The 15666-nt window shown below is 74.2% G+C and carries 12 protein-coding genes; 8 read left to right on the top strand and 4 right to left on the bottom strand.

Translation table 11 applies throughout. From position 1 onward, the window contains the following. Nucleotides 1–362 precede the first annotated feature (362 nt). Entirely contained in the window at nt 363–668 is a 306-nt protein-coding gene (locus A6A06_RS41835; protein ID WP_073762643.1) for a hypothetical protein, read from the top strand. Further along, on the top strand, nt 662–2041 hold the full coding sequence (locus A6A06_RS19920) for a glycosyltransferase (RefSeq protein ID WP_073762642.1): 1380 nt from the start codon (nt 662–664) through the stop codon (nt 2039–2041). Before A6A06_RS41835 ends, A6A06_RS19920 begins: the two co-directional genes overlap by 7 nt. 36 nt (nt 2042–2077) lie before the next feature. On the opposite strand, the gene A6A06_RS19915 is transcribed toward A6A06_RS19920, so the two are convergent. Then, nucleotides 2078–2506, bottom strand: coding sequence for a DUF3224 domain-containing protein (locus A6A06_RS19915; protein ID WP_073762641.1), 429 nt, complete (start codon nt 2504–2506; stop codon nt 2078–2080). A 103-nt stretch (nt 2507–2609) separates the two neighbouring features. On the opposite strand from A6A06_RS19915, the gene A6A06_RS19910 reads away from it, so the two are divergent. Further along, nucleotides 2610–3614, top strand: coding sequence for a helix-turn-helix transcriptional regulator (locus A6A06_RS19910; RefSeq protein ID WP_073763245.1), 1005 nt, complete (start codon nt 2610–2612; stop codon nt 3612–3614). A gap of 36 nt (nt 3615–3650) precedes the next feature. Here the strand turns inward: A6A06_RS19910 and A6A06_RS19905 are convergent, their stop codons facing one another. Further along, nucleotides 3651–7814: a non-ribosomal peptide synthetase gene (locus tag A6A06_RS19905; RefSeq protein WP_073762640.1), complete on the bottom strand. Its 4164-nt coding sequence runs from the start codon at nt 7812–7814 to the stop codon at nt 3651–3653. Between the two features lie 328 nt (nt 7815–8142). Then, nucleotides 8143–9099 (bottom strand): threonine/serine dehydratase, encoded by a 957-nt coding sequence (locus A6A06_RS19900; protein ID WP_073762639.1) that lies wholly within the window; start codon nt 9097–9099, stop codon nt 8143–8145. Between the two features lie 273 nt (nt 9100–9372). Here A6A06_RS19900 and A6A06_RS19895 point away from each other — a divergent pair, with 273 nt between their 5' ends. Together A6A06_RS19895 and A6A06_RS19890 are read left to right on the top strand one after the other, a co-directional pair. Further along, the gene (locus A6A06_RS19895) at nt 9373–10362 is read left to right on the top strand and encodes a hypothetical protein (protein WP_199931008.1); all 990 of its coding nucleotides are present in this window, start codon (nt 9373–9375) and stop codon (nt 10360–10362) included. A gap of 142 nt (nt 10363–10504) precedes the next feature. Next, entirely contained in the window at nt 10505–11899 is a 1395-nt protein-coding gene (locus A6A06_RS19890) for an amidohydrolase (protein ID WP_073763244.1), read from the top strand. Here the strand turns inward: A6A06_RS19890 and A6A06_RS19885 are convergent. After that, a complete protein-coding gene (locus tag A6A06_RS19885; protein WP_073762637.1) occupies nt 11887–12756 on the bottom strand; it encodes a helix-turn-helix domain-containing protein in 870 nt (289 codons plus the stop codon). The genes A6A06_RS19890 and A6A06_RS19885 overlap by 13 nt on opposite strands. A 411-nt stretch (nt 12757–13167) precedes the next feature. Between A6A06_RS19885 and A6A06_RS19880 the strand changes: the two genes are divergently transcribed. From A6A06_RS19880 to A6A06_RS19870, 3 genes are all read left to right on the top strand, one after another. Beyond that, the gene (locus A6A06_RS19880) at nt 13168–13359 is read left to right on the top strand and encodes a hypothetical protein (protein WP_073762636.1); all 192 of its coding nucleotides are present in this window, start codon (nt 13168–13170) and stop codon (nt 13357–13359) included. Next, a complete protein-coding gene (locus tag A6A06_RS19875) occupies nt 13356–13589 on the top strand; it encodes a hypothetical protein (protein ID WP_073762635.1) in 234 nt (77 codons plus the stop codon). Before A6A06_RS19880 ends, A6A06_RS19875 begins: the two co-directional genes overlap by 4 nt. Nucleotides 13590–13745: 156 nt before the next feature. Beyond that, on the top strand, nt 13746–15530 hold the full coding sequence (locus tag A6A06_RS19870) for an ABC-ATPase domain-containing protein (protein WP_073762634.1): 1785 nt from the start codon (nt 13746–13748) through the stop codon (nt 15528–15530). The last annotated feature ends 136 nt before the right edge of the window (nt 15531–15666 follow it).

The following is a 15666-nucleotide window of genomic DNA, read 5'->3' as shown; positions in this document are numbered from 1 at the left end:
CCCGCGCAGAATTCTCCCCATGGCGCTCTCCGGCAGCGTGGACGGAAATCCACCGGCCTGCCGACGAAGCTAACTCCGCCGTCCCCGGAGGGGCAACGGGCCCGGTACGGCCGGGTGGCTCGATCCGGCCACGAGCACCGCCGACGGCGGTACAGGACTCCTGGTGGTCTCGCGCCGTGCACCCGGCCGGTCCCGCGCCGGACGGCGTGAAATCACCGGCTGCGGCCATTTCCACGGCGCGTCGCGGTCTGGCCAGCGATCCCATTCTGGGTGACAGTGGTCGGAGCCCGCCTGCGTTTCCCCTGCCGCCGCGTCGCGCCGCGACCGGAACTCTTCTTTCCGCCCGGAGGTGCCACCGCGCCATGTACACCGGATTCATCTGGCCGACGGCCGGCGGTGTGGCGGCGGTACGCGCCGGGCGCGGCGGCGCGCTGGCGGCGGCGATCGGTGCGGCGGTGGTGCCCGCCGGGTTCGTGCTGGGCCGGGAGATCCAGCGGCGGCTGGACCGGAGGCGGCGGGCGCTCCCGGTACGGGCGCCGGTACGGCCCGGCTTACCCGTACCAGCGGCGGCTCCCGCGATCCGCCCCTTCCCGCCCCGCCGCCCACGCCCGGCCACCGCCCCGGCAGCCGTGCCGTCCGCCCGCCGGAAACCAGGAGACCCATGCTGAAGCACCGGCTCATCAAGGCCGCCGACGCGGTCGGCCACACGGTCATCGCCATGTCGGCGGGCTATCTCGCCGTCGCCATGGGCGCCGGCCTGTTCGAACTGCGCCGCCAGAAAGCCCGGTTACGGGTCCAGGGCGACACGGCGTACGGCAGCCCCCACCGCGGCCGCCGCGACCACCGCCACCTGTACGCCCTGATCCCGTGCCTCAACGAGGAGTCGGTGATCGGCACGACGGTCGACGGGCTGCTCGGCCCGCGCACCACGGTCGTGGTGATCGACGACGGGTCCGACGACGGTACGGGCCGGACCGCCGAGCAGGCGGGCGAGGCGGCACGCGCCGACGGGCGCGAGGGCGAGGTGACGGTGCTCCGCCGGGAGCTGCCGGACGCCCGCCAGGGCAAGGGCGAGGCCCTCAACCACGGCATCGTGCGGGTACGGGAACGGGTCGCGGCGCGCGGCCAGGACCCGGCCGAGGTGGTCGTGTGCGTCATGGACGCGGACGGCCGGCTCTCCACCCGGGCGCTGGCCCGGGTGCTGCCGCTGTTCGACGACCCCAGGACCGGCGGCGTCCAGCTCGGCGTCCGCATCCGCAACCGCCGCGGCAACTTCCTGACCTGGTTCCAGGACTACCAGTTCTGGGCGATGGCCGCCGTCACCCAGTTCGGCCGCAACGTCACCTCCACCGTCAGCCTCGGCGGCAACGGCCAGTTCACCCGGCTCTCCGCGCTGGACGGGCTGGGCGCGCGGCCGTGGTCACGGTCGCTGACGGAGGACCTGGACCTGGCGATCAGCCTGGCCGTACGCGGCTGGCGGCTGCGCACCACCGCCCACGCCTCCGTCGACCAGCAGGGCGTCAGCGAGCTGCGGCGGCTGATCCGGCAGCGCACCCGCTGGTACCAGGGCCACATGACGGCCGGCCGGCGGATGGGCGAGATCTGGCGGGCGCCGCGGCTGGGACACCTGGCCGCGCTGGAGATGTTCTCGTACCTGCTGGTGCCGTGGGTGCTGGACCTGCCCTGGTCGCTGCTGTTCCAGTACTGCCTGATCTGGTTCCTGCGCAGCCCCAACGTCCTGGTGCTGCGCGGCCGTCCGGCCGCCGCGGTCGACGGGACCCGGCTGAGATGGCCGGTCAATCTGCTCGCCTGGTACCTGCTCACCTTCGCGCCCGCCCTCGTCACGTCCTGGACGTATCTGCGCCGGGACCGGTCGGTGGGGGTGGCCCGAGCCCTGCTGCTCGGCCACTCCTTCGTCGTCATGAACTACCTGTCGTTCCTGTGTGCCTGGAGTGCGTTGTTCCGGATGCTGCGCGGGCAGACGGGCTGGACCAAGACGACGCGGGAGGCGGAGGCCGGACTGGCGACGGCCGTCGCATGAGGGACCGGCCGGGCCGCCCCGGCCACCGCCCGCGGCTCAGCCGAAGTCGTAGTCGAAGGTGTACGGGACCGACGGGCTGCCGTGCTCGGCCGTGAACTCACCGGTGCCGCGCAGACCCGCCAGATCGCCGGTGGCCGAGCCCGGCACGACCTCGAACGTGCAGTGCACGCTCCCCCGGTCGCCGAACGAGCCGCGCTCCTCGACGGCGAACGTGCCCCGGCGCCCGTCGATACCGCCCTCCAGCAGTTCCATGCCGGTGAAGGTGCCGGTCTTCTCCGTGACGTAGACGATGGTGTACTCGCAGACCGTGTGCGCCGCCTCGATGCCCCCGGAGAAGGCGTTGGTGACGGCGGCGTGGGCGAGGCGCGGGAAGCCGCCGTCCGAGTTGAGGGCGTGCTCCTTCCAGTCGGCGTACGTGAAGTGTCCGGTGGTACGGGTGCGTCCGGTGGTGGTCTGCGCGGGCATGGCGGTCCTCTCGTCCGGCCGCGCGGTGCGGTCCGCGCGGCGTGATCGCAGTCTGGCCGCCGTACCTGACACCTTCTGTCAGGTACGGCGCGACAATGGCCTCATGCGCGCCGACCGCCTGCTCTCCCTCCTCCTGCTGCTCCAGAACCGGGGCCGGATGACCGCTGCCGAACTCGCCGCCGAACTGGAGGTGTCCCCGCGCACGGTCTACCGGGACGTCGAGGCGCTGGGCGCCGCGGGCGTCCCGGTCCGCTCCGAGCGCGGCCCGGACGGCGGCTACTCCCTCATCGACGGCTACCGCACCCGGCTGACCGGGCTGAACGACGCGGAGGCGGAGTCGCTGTTCCTCGCCGGCGTACCGGGGGCCGCGCGGGAACTGGGCCTGGGCGCGGTCCTGGCAACGGCCCAGCTCAAACTCCAGGCCGCGCTGCCACCCGGCCTGGCGGACCGCACCCGGCGCCTCCAGGACCGCTTCCACCTGGACGCCGCCGCCTGGTTCCGGCACGCCGACCCGGTCCCCCACCTGGCGTCCGTGGCGCGTGCCGTCTGGGAGCAGCGGGTGCTGCGCGTCCACTACCGGGCCTGGGGCGGTGCGGTGGACCGGGAGCTGCGCCCGCTCGGCCTCGTCCTGAAGGGCGGCATCTGGTACGTGGTGTCCTGGGCGGACGGCACCCCGCCGGGCGACGGCACCGTACGGACGCGGACCTACCGGATCTCGCGCCTCGTGAGCACGGAGACGACGGACACGCCCTTCGAGCGGCCGGCCGCCTTCGATCTGGCCGCCTGTTGGGAGGAGTCCTCCCGGGGGCTGGAGGCCAGGCTGCACCACTCGACGGCACGGCTGCGGATATCGCCGCGTGCGCAGCGGCTGCTGCCCATGCAGTTCGGTACGGCCGGCAGCCGGGCCCTGGAAGGGGCCGGGCCGCCGGACCGCGAGGGCTGGGTGCTGGTGGACCTGCCGGTCGAGACCCCGGCCGTCGCGGTCGGCGATCTCCTGCGGCTGGGCACGGAGGCCGAGGTGCTGGGCCCGCCCGGACTCCGCGCCGCGGTCGCCCGTACCGCGGCCGAAGTGGCGGAGCGGTACGCGGCGTCGGAGCCGGATGCCTGAGCCGCGCGTTCCTTACGGAACCACGCTGTCCGGTCCTTACGGAACCACGCTGTCCGGTACGGCCACCGCGGAGTCCAGGTGCGCGGCCACCTCCGGGCCGATCCTGGCCAGCGGTCCCGCCTGGGTCATGGCGTGGTGGGTGCACGCGACGTCGTGGTTCTCGATGTGGCCGGTGACCAGGTGGCGCCACGCCTCGGCGGTCGGCGCGTGGGCGGGTTTGCCCTCCGTGGCGTGGAAGTACAGCAGGTCGCCGTCGAAAATGCCGTCGGAGAAGGTCGGCAGCAGCTTCACCGAGTTGGTGAACACCTCGGTGACGGCGGTGAGCCGGTCCTCATCGAGCGCGGGGTGCTCGTTCAGCGAGCCGAGCAGCCCGTCACCGCCGCTCTGCCCCCGCAGCACCGACGCGACGCCGGGAACGGTCAGCGGTCGCGTGAAGGTGTCCGGGGCGTGGCCCGCCGCCTCCAGGAGCAGGGACAGGATGTCGTGTTCCGTCACGGCGGGGTCCGTCGTTCCGTGCGGGTCGATGGGGCACGAGTCGAGCATGGCCAGCAGCGCCACCCGCTCTCCCCTGGCCTGCAGCCGGACCGCGATGGCGTGGGCGAGCGCGCCGCCGAGTGACCAGCCCAGGAGGTGGTACGGCCCGGCGGGCTGGACGGCACGGAGCTGCCCGACGTAGTCGGCGACCATCTCCTCGAAGGTGGCGGGCAGCGCCGCGCGCCGCTCCAGGCCGCCGGCCTGGAGCCCGTACACCGGGACGTCCGGCCCCAGGTGGCGCAGCAGACCCGCGTAGCACCAGCTCAGGCCGCCGGACGGGTGGACGCAGAACAGCGGGGGCCGGGTCCCCCGGGTGCGCAGCGGCAGCAGCGCCTCGAAGCCGTCCGGTCCGCCGCCGGTCCGGAGCACCTTGGCGAGACCGTCGACGGTGGGCGCTTCGAACAGCGCGCGGATGGACAGTTCGGCGCCCAGGGCCGAGCGGATGCGGCTGATGAGCTTGGCCGCCAGCAGGGAGTGACCGCCGAGGGCGAAGAAGTCGTCGTCGATGTCGACCTGCCGTACACCGAGCACCTCGGCGAACAGCGCGCACAGCACCTTCTCCTGGGGGCTCCGCGGCTGCCGCCCGTTGCAGGCGGCGGGCGCTCCGGGAGCGGGCAGCGCGGCACGGTCCAGTTTGCCGTTCGACGTCAGCGGGAGCTGGTCCAGGAGGACGAAGGCGCCCGGGACCATGTACTCGGGCAGGCGCGCGGCGGCCCAGGCCCGCAGGGCGTCGGCGTCGACCGGGCCGGAGCCGGGAGTCGTGCGGCCGGATCCGGCGCGCCGCGCGGCGGGGATGCGGCCGGCCGCCGCGCCGCTCGCGGCCGGTACGACGTACGCGGCCAGGCGCCGGTCGCCCGGGGTGTCCTCCCGTACGGTGACCACCGCGTGGGCGACGCCCGGGTGCCGGGCCAGTGCCGTCTCGACCTCGCCGGGCTCGATGCGGAAGCCGCGCACCTTGACCTGGCCGTCGGCGCGGCCGAGGTATTCGAGGATGCCGTCGGGTGTCCACCGCGCCCGGTCCCCGGTCCGGTACATGCGCGAGCCCGGCGCGCCGCAGGTGCAGGGCACTCCGGGGTCGCCGCAGGTCCCGGCGGCGGAGCCGCTGCCCGCGTGGGCGAACGGGTTGGCGACGAACCGCTCCGCGGTCAGCGCGGGCCGGCGGAGGTAGCCGCGGGCGATCTGGTCGCCGGCCAGGTACAGCTCCCCGGGAACACCGGCCGGTACGGGGTTGAGCGCGGCGTCGAGCACGTACGCCTGGACGTTGCGCCCCGGACGCCCGATGACGGGCTGTTCCCCCTGGTCGGCGATGCGGCAGTACACGGCGTCGACGGTGCACTCGGTCGGCCCGTAGTAGTTGTACGCGGTGGTGCCGGGCAGGGTGCGCAGCGTCTCCCACAGGGCGGTGTCGACGGCCTCGCCGCCCACCATGAGGATGCGCGGCCGGTGCCGTTCGCCGGTGAACAGCCCGGCGGCGATCAGCTGGTGGAGGTAGGTGGGGGTGAGGTCGAGGAAGTCGATGCGCCGGTCGGCGATATAGCCGACGAGGGCGGGCGGGTCGAGCCGTACGGCGTCCTCGACGAGGTGCAGTTCGTGGCCGGCGGCCAGGAACAGCGGGCCTTCCCAGGCGGTGTCGAAGGAGAACGCGGCGGTCAGCGCGGTCCGCAGGCGGCGCCGGGCCGCGGCCGTCTCCGGGTCGATCAGTTCGGCCCGGTGGTCGAAGAACAGGTTGGTCAGCTGGCGGTGTTCGACGACGACGCCCTTGGGCTGCCCGGTGGAGCCGGAGGTGTAGCTGACGTACGCCGGGTGGCGCGGCGCCAGGGGGGCCCGCCGGTCGGCGTCCGTGGGGTCGGTGTCCGGGCGGAGGTCCAGTTCCCGCGCGGCGGCCGGGTCGTCGAGGCACAGCGCGGTGGCGGTGCCGGGCAGGTGCCCGGCGGCCGCTGCCGTGGTGACGACGCACACCGGGCGGGTGTCGGCGAGCAGGAAGCGGATGCGTTCGGCGGGCAGGCCGGGGTCGACCGGTACGTACGCGGCGCCCGTCTTGAGGACCGCCAGCAGCCCCGCGAGGTGCTCGGCCGTGCGCGGCAGGGCCAGCGCCACGAACGTCTCGGGTCCGGCGCCTCGCTCGATCAGGGCGTGCGCCAGCCGGTTGGCGCGGGAGTTCAGCGCGGCGTACGAGAGGGTGGCGTCGCCGCAGACGAGGGCGGTGGCGGCGGGCGTGCGGCGGGCCTGTTCCTCGAAGAGCGCGGGCAGGGTGGTGGCCGGCACCGTACGGGCGGTGTCGTTCCACCCGGTGGTCACCCGGCGGCGCTCCGCGGCCGGCAGCAGGTCGATGCCGCCGACGGTCTGTTCGGGGTCGATACCGGCCAGGGTGTCCAGCAGGGCCAGGAAGCGGCGCTGGTGGGCGGCGGTGGTCTCGGCGTCGTAGAGGTCGGGGTCGGCCTGGAAGTCGATGCGCAGACAGCCGTCGTCGGTCCGTTCGTAGACGTTGACGCCGAGACCGGCGACCGGGCCGTTGGAGAGGTTGTGCAGGGTGGCCGGGTGCCGTCCGAAGGTCAGTTCCGGGTCGTACCGCATGATGTTGATGCCCCAGTCGCCGAGGAGGCCGCCGGTGTGCCCGGCGCCCAGCTCCTGGACGAGGTGCGGCGAGGGGTAGCGCTGGTGGCGCAGCAGTCCGCGGGCCCGCTCGGAGGTGTGCCGCACCAGTTCGCGCACGGTCGTGTACGGCCCCAGTGCGACCTGGAGCGGGAGGATGTTGGCGACCATGGACGGCGCGCTGCGCGGTACGGCGCCGACCCGGCCGGTCACCGTCAGGTCCAGCGTCACGTCGGTGGACCCGCTCATCCGGTGCACGTACAGCGCGAGGGCGGCCATCGCGACCACGGGCAGCCCCGACCGGGTCTGCCGCGCCAGGGAGCGCAGTCCGTCGGCGGCGGGTGCGGGGAGGTGCCCGGTCTCGCGGACGAAGCGGTGCGGGACGGTGGCCAGCCGGCTGGCGAGGCCGGTGTCGGTGGCCCGGCCGGCGAAGCGCTCGGCCCAGTACGCGCGGTCGCGGGTGAAGCGTTCGGAGGCGCGGTAGTCGGCCTCGTCGGCGAGCAGTTCCTCCAGCGTGCCCAGTCCGCTGGGCGGGCACTCCTCACCGGCCTCCAGTGCGGTGTAGATCCCGGCGAGGCGCTGGATGAGGAGCGAGAAGCCGTAGCCGTCCAGGATGATGTGGTGCAGCGCCATGTACAGCACGCTGTGGTCGTCCGGGAGCAGCAGTACGGCGAAGCTGAACAGCGGGGAGCGGCGCAGGTCTGCGGGCTTGCGCAGGTCGGCCCACATCCATTCCTCGGCGCGCGCCCACGGGTCGGCCGGCGGGCCGGCGGCGGGGCCCGCCGCGTCCCGCAGGTCGACGACGGGCAGCGGCCAGTCGTCCGCGAGGTCGGGCACCTGCCAGACGCCGCCCTCCTCGTCGGTCTCGAAGCGCACCCGCACGGCTTCGATGTCGGCCACGGCGCGGCGCACCGCGGTGCTCAGCACGGCCAGGTCGACCGGGCCGTGGATGTCCACGTACTCCGCGGCACGGTAGATCGGGTTCTCCGCGTCCAGCTGCTGGGAGAACCACATTCCCGTCTGCGCGAAGGTCAGCGGCAATCGGCGACCGCGGTGGCCTGGCTTCCTGTTCATGCGTGCCGTCTCCTGACGAAGGTGCTGGTGTTCAACGGCGGCCGGGGCCGGTGGCGGGCCACGCGTCCGGCCGCAACTCACGCGCCGTACAGGGCCAACGAGCACCACATGACGGGTGTATCGGTTCGTCGGCAAATCTCTTTGGACAGGTGTGCGGAGACGGGGGCGGCCTGCGGGCCGCGGGCCGCCCGTGGCGGCGCTGACGCGCAGCTCACGGGCGGAACAACGAGGGGCGCGCGGGGCGGTACCGGGCGCCGGGCGGCTTGCCCGCGCCCGGCCCGGCGGTCATGCGTACGTCGAAAACGTGCGCCAGGACGGGCCGTGAGTGTCACTCACCGGGGTGTACGAGGTCCGACGGGTCGGTGTTCGCGCCGCACACGACGACGCACACCCGCTCTCCCGGCGCGGGCCGGTAGGCCCCGGTCCGCAGCGCGGCGAAGGCGGCTGCCGTGCCGTGCTCGACCGCCAGCCGGCGGTCGTCCCACAGGTCCCTGCGCGCGGCCAGGATCGCCTCGTCCGGGACGAGCAGCGAGACCGCCTCGGCCCGCTGTGCCCAGTGCAGTGCCATGCCGCTGGCGCGGCGTGCGCCCAGCGAGTCGGCGGCGACGGAGTCGACCGTGACGTCGACGACCCGGCCCGCCTCGATCGCGGCGTTCAGCGCCCGGCAGTTCTCGGGCTCGACGGCCACGACCCGTACGCCGTGGTGGTGCGCGGCCGCGGCGACGCCGCTGAACAGCCCACCGCCGCCGACCGCGACCACCACCGTGTCCAGACCGGGCAGCGCGGCCCGGATCTCCTCCAGCAGGGTGCCCGCGCCGGCCGCGATCAGCGGGTGGTCGTACGCGTGCGACTCCAACGCCCCGGTCCGCGCGATGTGTTCCCTGGACGCCTCCAGCGCGGCGGCGTACTCGGAGCCCGCCCGGCGTACGTCGGCGCCGAGCCGGCGCAGCCGGGCGACCTTGACCGGCGGCGCGGTCTCGGGCAGGAACACCGTCGCCGGGATGCCGTGGCGGCCCGCGGCCCAGGCGCAGGCCAGCCCGGCGTTGCCCCCGGAGGCGATGGCCACCCCGGCCTCGGGCAGGGTGCCCGCCTCCCGGTGCGCGGCGATGAAGTTCGCCGCGCCGCGGGCCTTGAACGAGCCGGTGTGCTGGGTGAACTCGTAAGCGAGCCAGCCGTCGCCGGGCCCGAAGCCGCCCGGGTCGACCGGTGCGACGGTGACCGGGCGCACGTCACCGGCGATCCGGCCGGCCGCCGCCCGCACGTCCTCGTAGCCGATGCTGTTCATCGCGGACCACTCTCCCGGGGGTCGGAACGTCGCATGTCGTGTCACGGTGCCGTCCGGCGGGCCGGCTGGACCGCCCTCCCGTCCGGACCCGGCCAGTTGGTCACGGCCCGCTCCCGGGCGTCCGTCCTCCCCCGCCCCCACCAGGGGCAAAAGTCCCGTCCCCGTCAGGACTTTCCGCCCTGGCTCCCGGGACCGCCCGGAGAAATGATCTTGGTATGCCGGGCCGGCGGCGTGTCCGAGCCGCCGACCGACCGAAGGAAAGTACCGCACGTCATGACATTACGTACGCCGGCCGTGGTCGCCTCGTGTGCCGCGGTGGCCCTCTCCGTGGGGCTGCTCCAGGCACCCGCCGCTCAGGCCGCCGACCGGCCCGGCCGGCCGCAGCCGTCCGCCGCCCGGTCGCTGGACAACGTGCTCTGCATCTACAGCACCGAGATCACCGACCGCACCACCGGCGGCTACGTCTGGGACACCGGCAAGCGGGCCCACGCACTGTGGAAGAGCGACGGCTTCCAGAAGCAGTACGGGAAGCTGTCCTACGCCGAGCAGACGAACAAGCTGCTCTACGAACTGAACGTGAGCCAGCACGTGTTCGGCCACAGCTGGCTCGTGCACTTCAATTCCGGCGGAAAGCTGCACCGGAAACTCGACGGAGGCGAAGAGGCCCGCTACGACACCTATTCCTTCCAGCCGGACGACCCGGACGGCACCAACGGCGACGGCTCCCCGGTCGACGGCATGTCCGTCAACTACACCGGTTACGACATCAACGTCCCCGGCAAGCCCCTGGTCGAATGGGACCGGCCGAGCCGCAAGCAGGACCAGGGCCAGGCGTACTCCCCCCGCGCCGCACACTGCACGGCGCTGACCGGCGCGCAGCAGAACTCCTTCCGGCAGGAGATCGGACGGCGCGCCGCGCTCGACGAGAAGTACACCCTCCTGCCCAGCTGGAACTTCCTCGCGACCGGTGGCTGGGCGGGCACGCCCGCCAGGAACTGCACCACGTTCGCCCTCCAGGTCTGGGACGCGACGATGAAGGACACCCCGGCCGAACGCATCGACGCGCCCGCCGGCTATCCCGCCGCGGACATCGACAAGCTGGGCGGCAAGGTCCCCGGCGACCTGACGCAGAGCGAGTTCTCGGCGTGGATCCCCGCCCTCGCCGGCAAGTGGATCCGGGAGAAGAACGGCGGGCAGGACGAGAACGCGGAGGTGCCGCGCTTCGCCGACGACGCCCTCGCGCCGGCCGTCGGCGCCCGGTAACCCCCGCAGCGTCCACAGCCGGGAAGCCGCGTGGGCGGCTTCCCGGCTGCGCGGATTCCCTGCTGCGCGGATTCCCGGCTGCGCCCCGCGGCCACCCCGTGCCATGGTCGTGGCACACCGCCCCACCCGGCAGGAGGCCGCCATGCCCGCCCCCGCACCGCACCCCGACGCGGCCGCCGCCGCACCGGGACCGCCCCGCCCCGCCGACCTGGTGATCGAGGGCTGCACCGTCCTCGTCCACGACGACCGTGACGGCATCGGCTTCACCGAGGACGCCGCGATCGTCGTACGCGACGGCCGCATCGCCGCGGTCGCCCCGGCCGCCACGGTGACGGACCTGCCCGCCGCCGAACGCATCGACGCCCGGGGCCAGGCCGCCGTACCCGGACTGATCAACTGCCACACCCACGCGCCGATGGTGGTGTTCCGGGGCAGCGCCGAGGACCTGCCCGTCGAGGAGTGGTTCAACGACCGGATCTGGCCGGCCGAGACCCACCTCACGGACTCCGACGTACGGCTCGGCGCGCGGCTCGCCTGCGCCGAGATGATCCGCGGCGGGGTCACCACGTTCGCCGACCACTACTTCGCGATGGACGAGGTGGCCGACGCCGTGACGGAGAGCGGGCTGCGGGCGGACCTGGGGTGGGCGTACTTCTCCTCACAGGGCCCGGCGGGCCGCGAACGCTCCCTGGACTTCGCGCTGCGCCGCCGCGGCGGGGCCGGCGGCCGGATCACCACCTCGCTCGCGCCGCACGCGACGTACACCGTCTCGGAAGCCGACCTCCGCGCGAGCGCCGGGCTCGCCCGCGACCACGGCCTGCCGGTGCACCTCCACGCCGCCGAGAACCGCGACCAGACCGAGCGGAGCCTGGCCCGGCACGGCCGCACCCCGGTCGAGACGCTGCACCGCGCCGGTCTCCTGGACGTCGGCGTCCTCATCGCCCACGGCACCGGCATCCTCGAACGCGACCTCCCGGTCCTGAGCCGCGGGACGGGGCGCATCGGCGTGGCCTCCGCGCCCAGGGGCTACCTGAAGTTCGCGTGGGACACCACTCCCGTACGGCTGCTGCGCTCGATCGGCATCCCGGTCGGCCTGGCGACGGACGGGGCCGCGTCGAACAACACCCTGGACGTCTGGGAGAGCATGACGCTCACGGCCCTGGTGCAGAAGGCGGCGGAAGGCGACCCGCGGTGGCTGACGGCCCGTCAGGCCCTCGGCCACGCGACCACCCAGAGCGCCCGCGCGCTCGGCCTGGACGGCCGGATCGGGCGGCTCGCCCCCGGATACCGGGCCGACATCGCCCTGGTGGACCTGACCGGCCCGCACGTCCAGCCGGTGCACGACACCGCGACCGCCCTGGTGCACTGCGCCCGCTCCGGCGACGTACGCACCACCGTCGTCGACGGCCGCGTCCTCATGCGCGACCGCCGTCTGCTCACCCTCGACGTCCCGGCCATCACCGCCGAACTCCACGCCCGGCTGCCGGCCCTGCTGGACCGCGGCCACGGCGGCCGTATCCAGCACTACGACGGCTGACCCACCGCGTCCAGGTACGCCCCCAACGGCTGGAGCGGCGTCCACAGTTGCTCGAAGTAGGCGGCGAAGTAGGACATGTAGGTGGGGTCCTGCACGCTGAAGCCGTTGAGCTTCTGGCGGGCGCCGCCGGAGAAGGCCAGGAAGACGGTGCTGTCGTCGATCAGCGCCATGTTCAGGCCGTCGGCCGCCGCCGTCCACCGCAGCACGCTCGCCTCATAGGTGAGGATGTGGTCCGTCTCCCCCCGGTGCCGCCGGGCCCAGGCGAGGACGTCCCGGTCGGGCACCCCGTCCGTCTCCGGGACGCCGATGATGCGGCGGACGCTGCGCTGGTCCTCGGTGTCCGCGCGCGCCCAGTCCAGGATGTCCGCGAAGTAGTCGGCGGACGCCTTCGTCGTGTACTGGTCGGGCGGGTAGCGGCGGGTATACGTCACCCTGATCTCCGACCGCGCGGCCCGGACGCACCGGGCCGCCGCGGTGTAGAACTCGGGGTTGCTGCGGTACCAGGTCGCGGCGAGCAGCGCGTCGCCGCCGACGTCCGGCAGCACCGCGGGACGCGCGGCCCCGTCCTGGCCGCCGGGCCCCCTGCGCAGCGCGTCGAGGCGGCGCTTCGCGTCCCGCCACCGGTCCAGCCAGTCCGCGGGCTCCGCCCCGCACGCCGTGACGAACGCCGAGGTCAGCTCCCAGCTGGGGAAGCGGCGCCCGTTCAGCATCGCCGACACCGAGCTGCGGCCGCACCGCATCTGGAGGGCGAGGCTGGCCTCCGTGGGTTCGAAGCACCGCAGCCGCAGTTCACGCAGCTGGCCCGCGAACGCTTCCACGGGCTCCGGTACGGGTGAGGACGCGGGCCGTTCGGTCAATGGATCATCATCCCCCGGGTGCGCGGCGGCGCGGTGCCACAGAAGGCCCGCGCCTGTCCGTCATTGTCCGCCTGTGCCACCGCTGTTCGCCAGTGTTCGCCGGTACCCGCCCGCGCCGCCGTGGTGCTCAGGAATGCCTGCGCCCGTCTCCGGGCCATTGGCCCAGGTGGGCGCGGGGCCGACACTTCCGGTGTACGGGCCGCGCGACGTGGCGCGGCACGACGGCGGGGAAGGGGCACGCCATGTGACCTGACGGACCACCACGACCGACCACGCGACCGGCGGGCGGGAAAACCCCGTGCCGCCACCGGCACACGAAGAGGCCGCTCCCTGGTGCTTCTGGCGGGAAGCAGGGAACGGCCTTCTGCCGAATTCAGGAAACCCCGTGTTCTTCACCCACAAGGAGACCTCGTGTTCGTCGATTGCAGGATAGCCCTTCGCTGTACGGGCATCGCCTTCGTGGCCGTGCTCATCGTGGGCGTCACCCTGGTCACGCCCTCCCCCGCCGGTTCCCCCTTCTCGCAGGACAGCCTCTGGGTCCTGCTCCTCGCGTCGGCGCTCACCCCGGCCGCCGTACCGGGCGGAACGAGGTGGGGACGTTGACCGGATCGCCGAAGGCCGCGGCCTGCCGCCGGTGCGGGGCCCCGGACCCGGAACTGCGCACCTGCACCGCCCCGGTCGTCGACTGCACCGGCCGGCTGCTCGTCGCCACGTCCGTGATCTGCGCGTGCGGCGCGGCCACCCTGGTCGGTCTGCGCCCGGCCCGTACGGCTGACGGCGGGGACGCGCGGGCGGACGTGTCCCGGCAGCTCTTTCCGTTCGCCGTGTACTGACGGGCCGGGCCGGTGACCGGCTGCGGGGCGGGGGCACCCGGCCGCGGCCGGTCGCCCGTCCGCGTGCGACGGCACGGGGAATGTCTGGGTATCGTCGGCCGTCGGACCGGTGACCGGCCGGTCACCGGATGACGCAACGCGAAAGGTGCAGGCGCTGTGCGACGCCCTCAAGGCCGCGACCACGACCGCGGCCGTGAACACGGCCGGGACCGCGGGCACACCCGTGGCCACGGCCGTTCCCAGGACCGGCAGCGGGCCGAGCGCCCGCAGGGAATCCGCGACGGCCTGGCCGGGGAGCTGCGCCGGATGGACGGCGCCTCGTACGGCAGGTACAAGTCGCTCCTCGGCTCGTGGGCCATGCCCGGCTTCACGCTGGAGGTGATCCGCGGGCAGTCCGACCCGTACGCGCCGCCCGCGCGGGTCGCCCTGCGCGTACCTGCCGAGGAGGCCGGGTTCCCGGCGGACCTGTGGGAGACGCCCGTCCGGCGGCGGGCGCTGGCGAGCTATCTGGCGCGGCGGGCCGCCGAGGCGGCCGACCACCGGGCGCTGCGGGTGGACGCCGGCGGCCAGGAGGTGCTGGAGCGCAGTTCCTGCCTGGTGGACGCGCGGGACGGTTCGGTGACGCTGCGCCTGGGCGTGGACCTGCCGGGGCACGGCCGCCGCATCGACGGGCACGCGGCGGAGCACGTCCTGTGCGGCCTGCTGCCGGAGGTCGCCGGGCGCGCCCTGCGGTACGCGGCGCTGGACGCCGACGATGTACGGGCCTTCGCGGACACCGTCGAGGACTCGGACGCGCTGCGCGCCGCGCTGCCCGGCCTCGGCCTGGTCGCGTTCGTCGCCGACGGCGCGGTGCTGCCGCGGCGCAGCGGCGTGGACGACCGCCCGGCGGCCGGCGGCGGGGTCGTCCCCTTCGCCTCCCCCGCGGAACTGCGGGTATCGGTCGAGCTGCCGCACGCCGGGACGGTCACCGGCATGGGCGTACGCGAAGGGGTCACGCTGATCGTCGGCGGCGGCTTCCACGGCAAGTCGACGCTGCTGCGGGCGCTGGAGACCGGTGTCTGGGACCACGTCCCGGGCGACGGCCGCGAGCGGGTGGTGGCCGGGCCCGACACCGTCAAGATCCGTTCGGAGGACGGGCGCCGGGTCGAGCGGGTGGACGTGCACGCCTTCGTGGACCACCTGCCGAGCGGCGCGGACACCACCGACTTCCGTACCGACAACGCCTCCGGCTCCACGTCGCAGGCCGCCTCCCTGTGCGAGGCCGTCGAGGTGGGCGCGGGCGCCCTGCTCATCGACGAGGACACCGCGGCCACCAACCTGATGATCCGTGACGCGCGGATGCAGGCGCTGGTCGCCAAGGAGCGGGAGCCGCTGACGCCGTTCGTGGACCTCGTCCGCTCCCTGCACCGGGACCACGGGGTCTCGACCGTGCTGGTGATGGGCGGGTCCGGCGACTACATGGAGGTCGCGGACCAGGTGATCATGATGGACGCGTATCTGCCGTCCGACGTCACCGAGCGGGCCCGCGCGCTGGCGGCGGTGCCGACCGGCCGGACCGCCGAGGCGGACTCCTTCCCCGGCGTCGCGCACCGACGCCCGGACCCCGGCTCGCTCGACACGTCGGTACGCGGCCGGTCCCGTATCCGCTCGCGCGGCGACGACGGGCTGACCTTCGGCGAGCACGACATCGACCTGCGGGCCGTCGAACAGATCACGGACGCGCGCCAGGTGGTGGGCATCGGCCTGGCCCTCGAACTGATGGTGCGACGCGGGTACGTGGACGGGAAGCGCACGCTGGCCGAGGCGCTCGACCTGCTCGACGGCGACCTGGAGGACGGCGCGCACCAGCTCCTCGCCGTGCGGGACGAGGACTTCGCGCTGCCGCGCCGCCACGAGGTCGCGGCGGCCCTGAACCGGCTGCGCGGCTTGCGGGTTCGGTGAGGCGGGGCCGGTGAGACGGGGCCGGTGAAGCGGGTTCGGTGAGATCGGGGGTCCGGTGGCGGGTCCGGTGGCGGGTCCGGTTCAGGCCGCCTCCTTGGCCTTCCGGGCCCGCACTGCCGAGACGCCCGCGGCGCAG

This window comes from Streptomyces sp. CB02923, from assembly GCF_001905005.1.
Classification (GTDB): Bacteria; Actinomycetota; Actinomycetes; order Streptomycetales; family Streptomycetaceae; genus Streptomyces.
The sequence above is the reverse complement of the archived record's forward strand: the minus strand, read 5'-3'. Positions and strand labels throughout refer to the sequence as shown.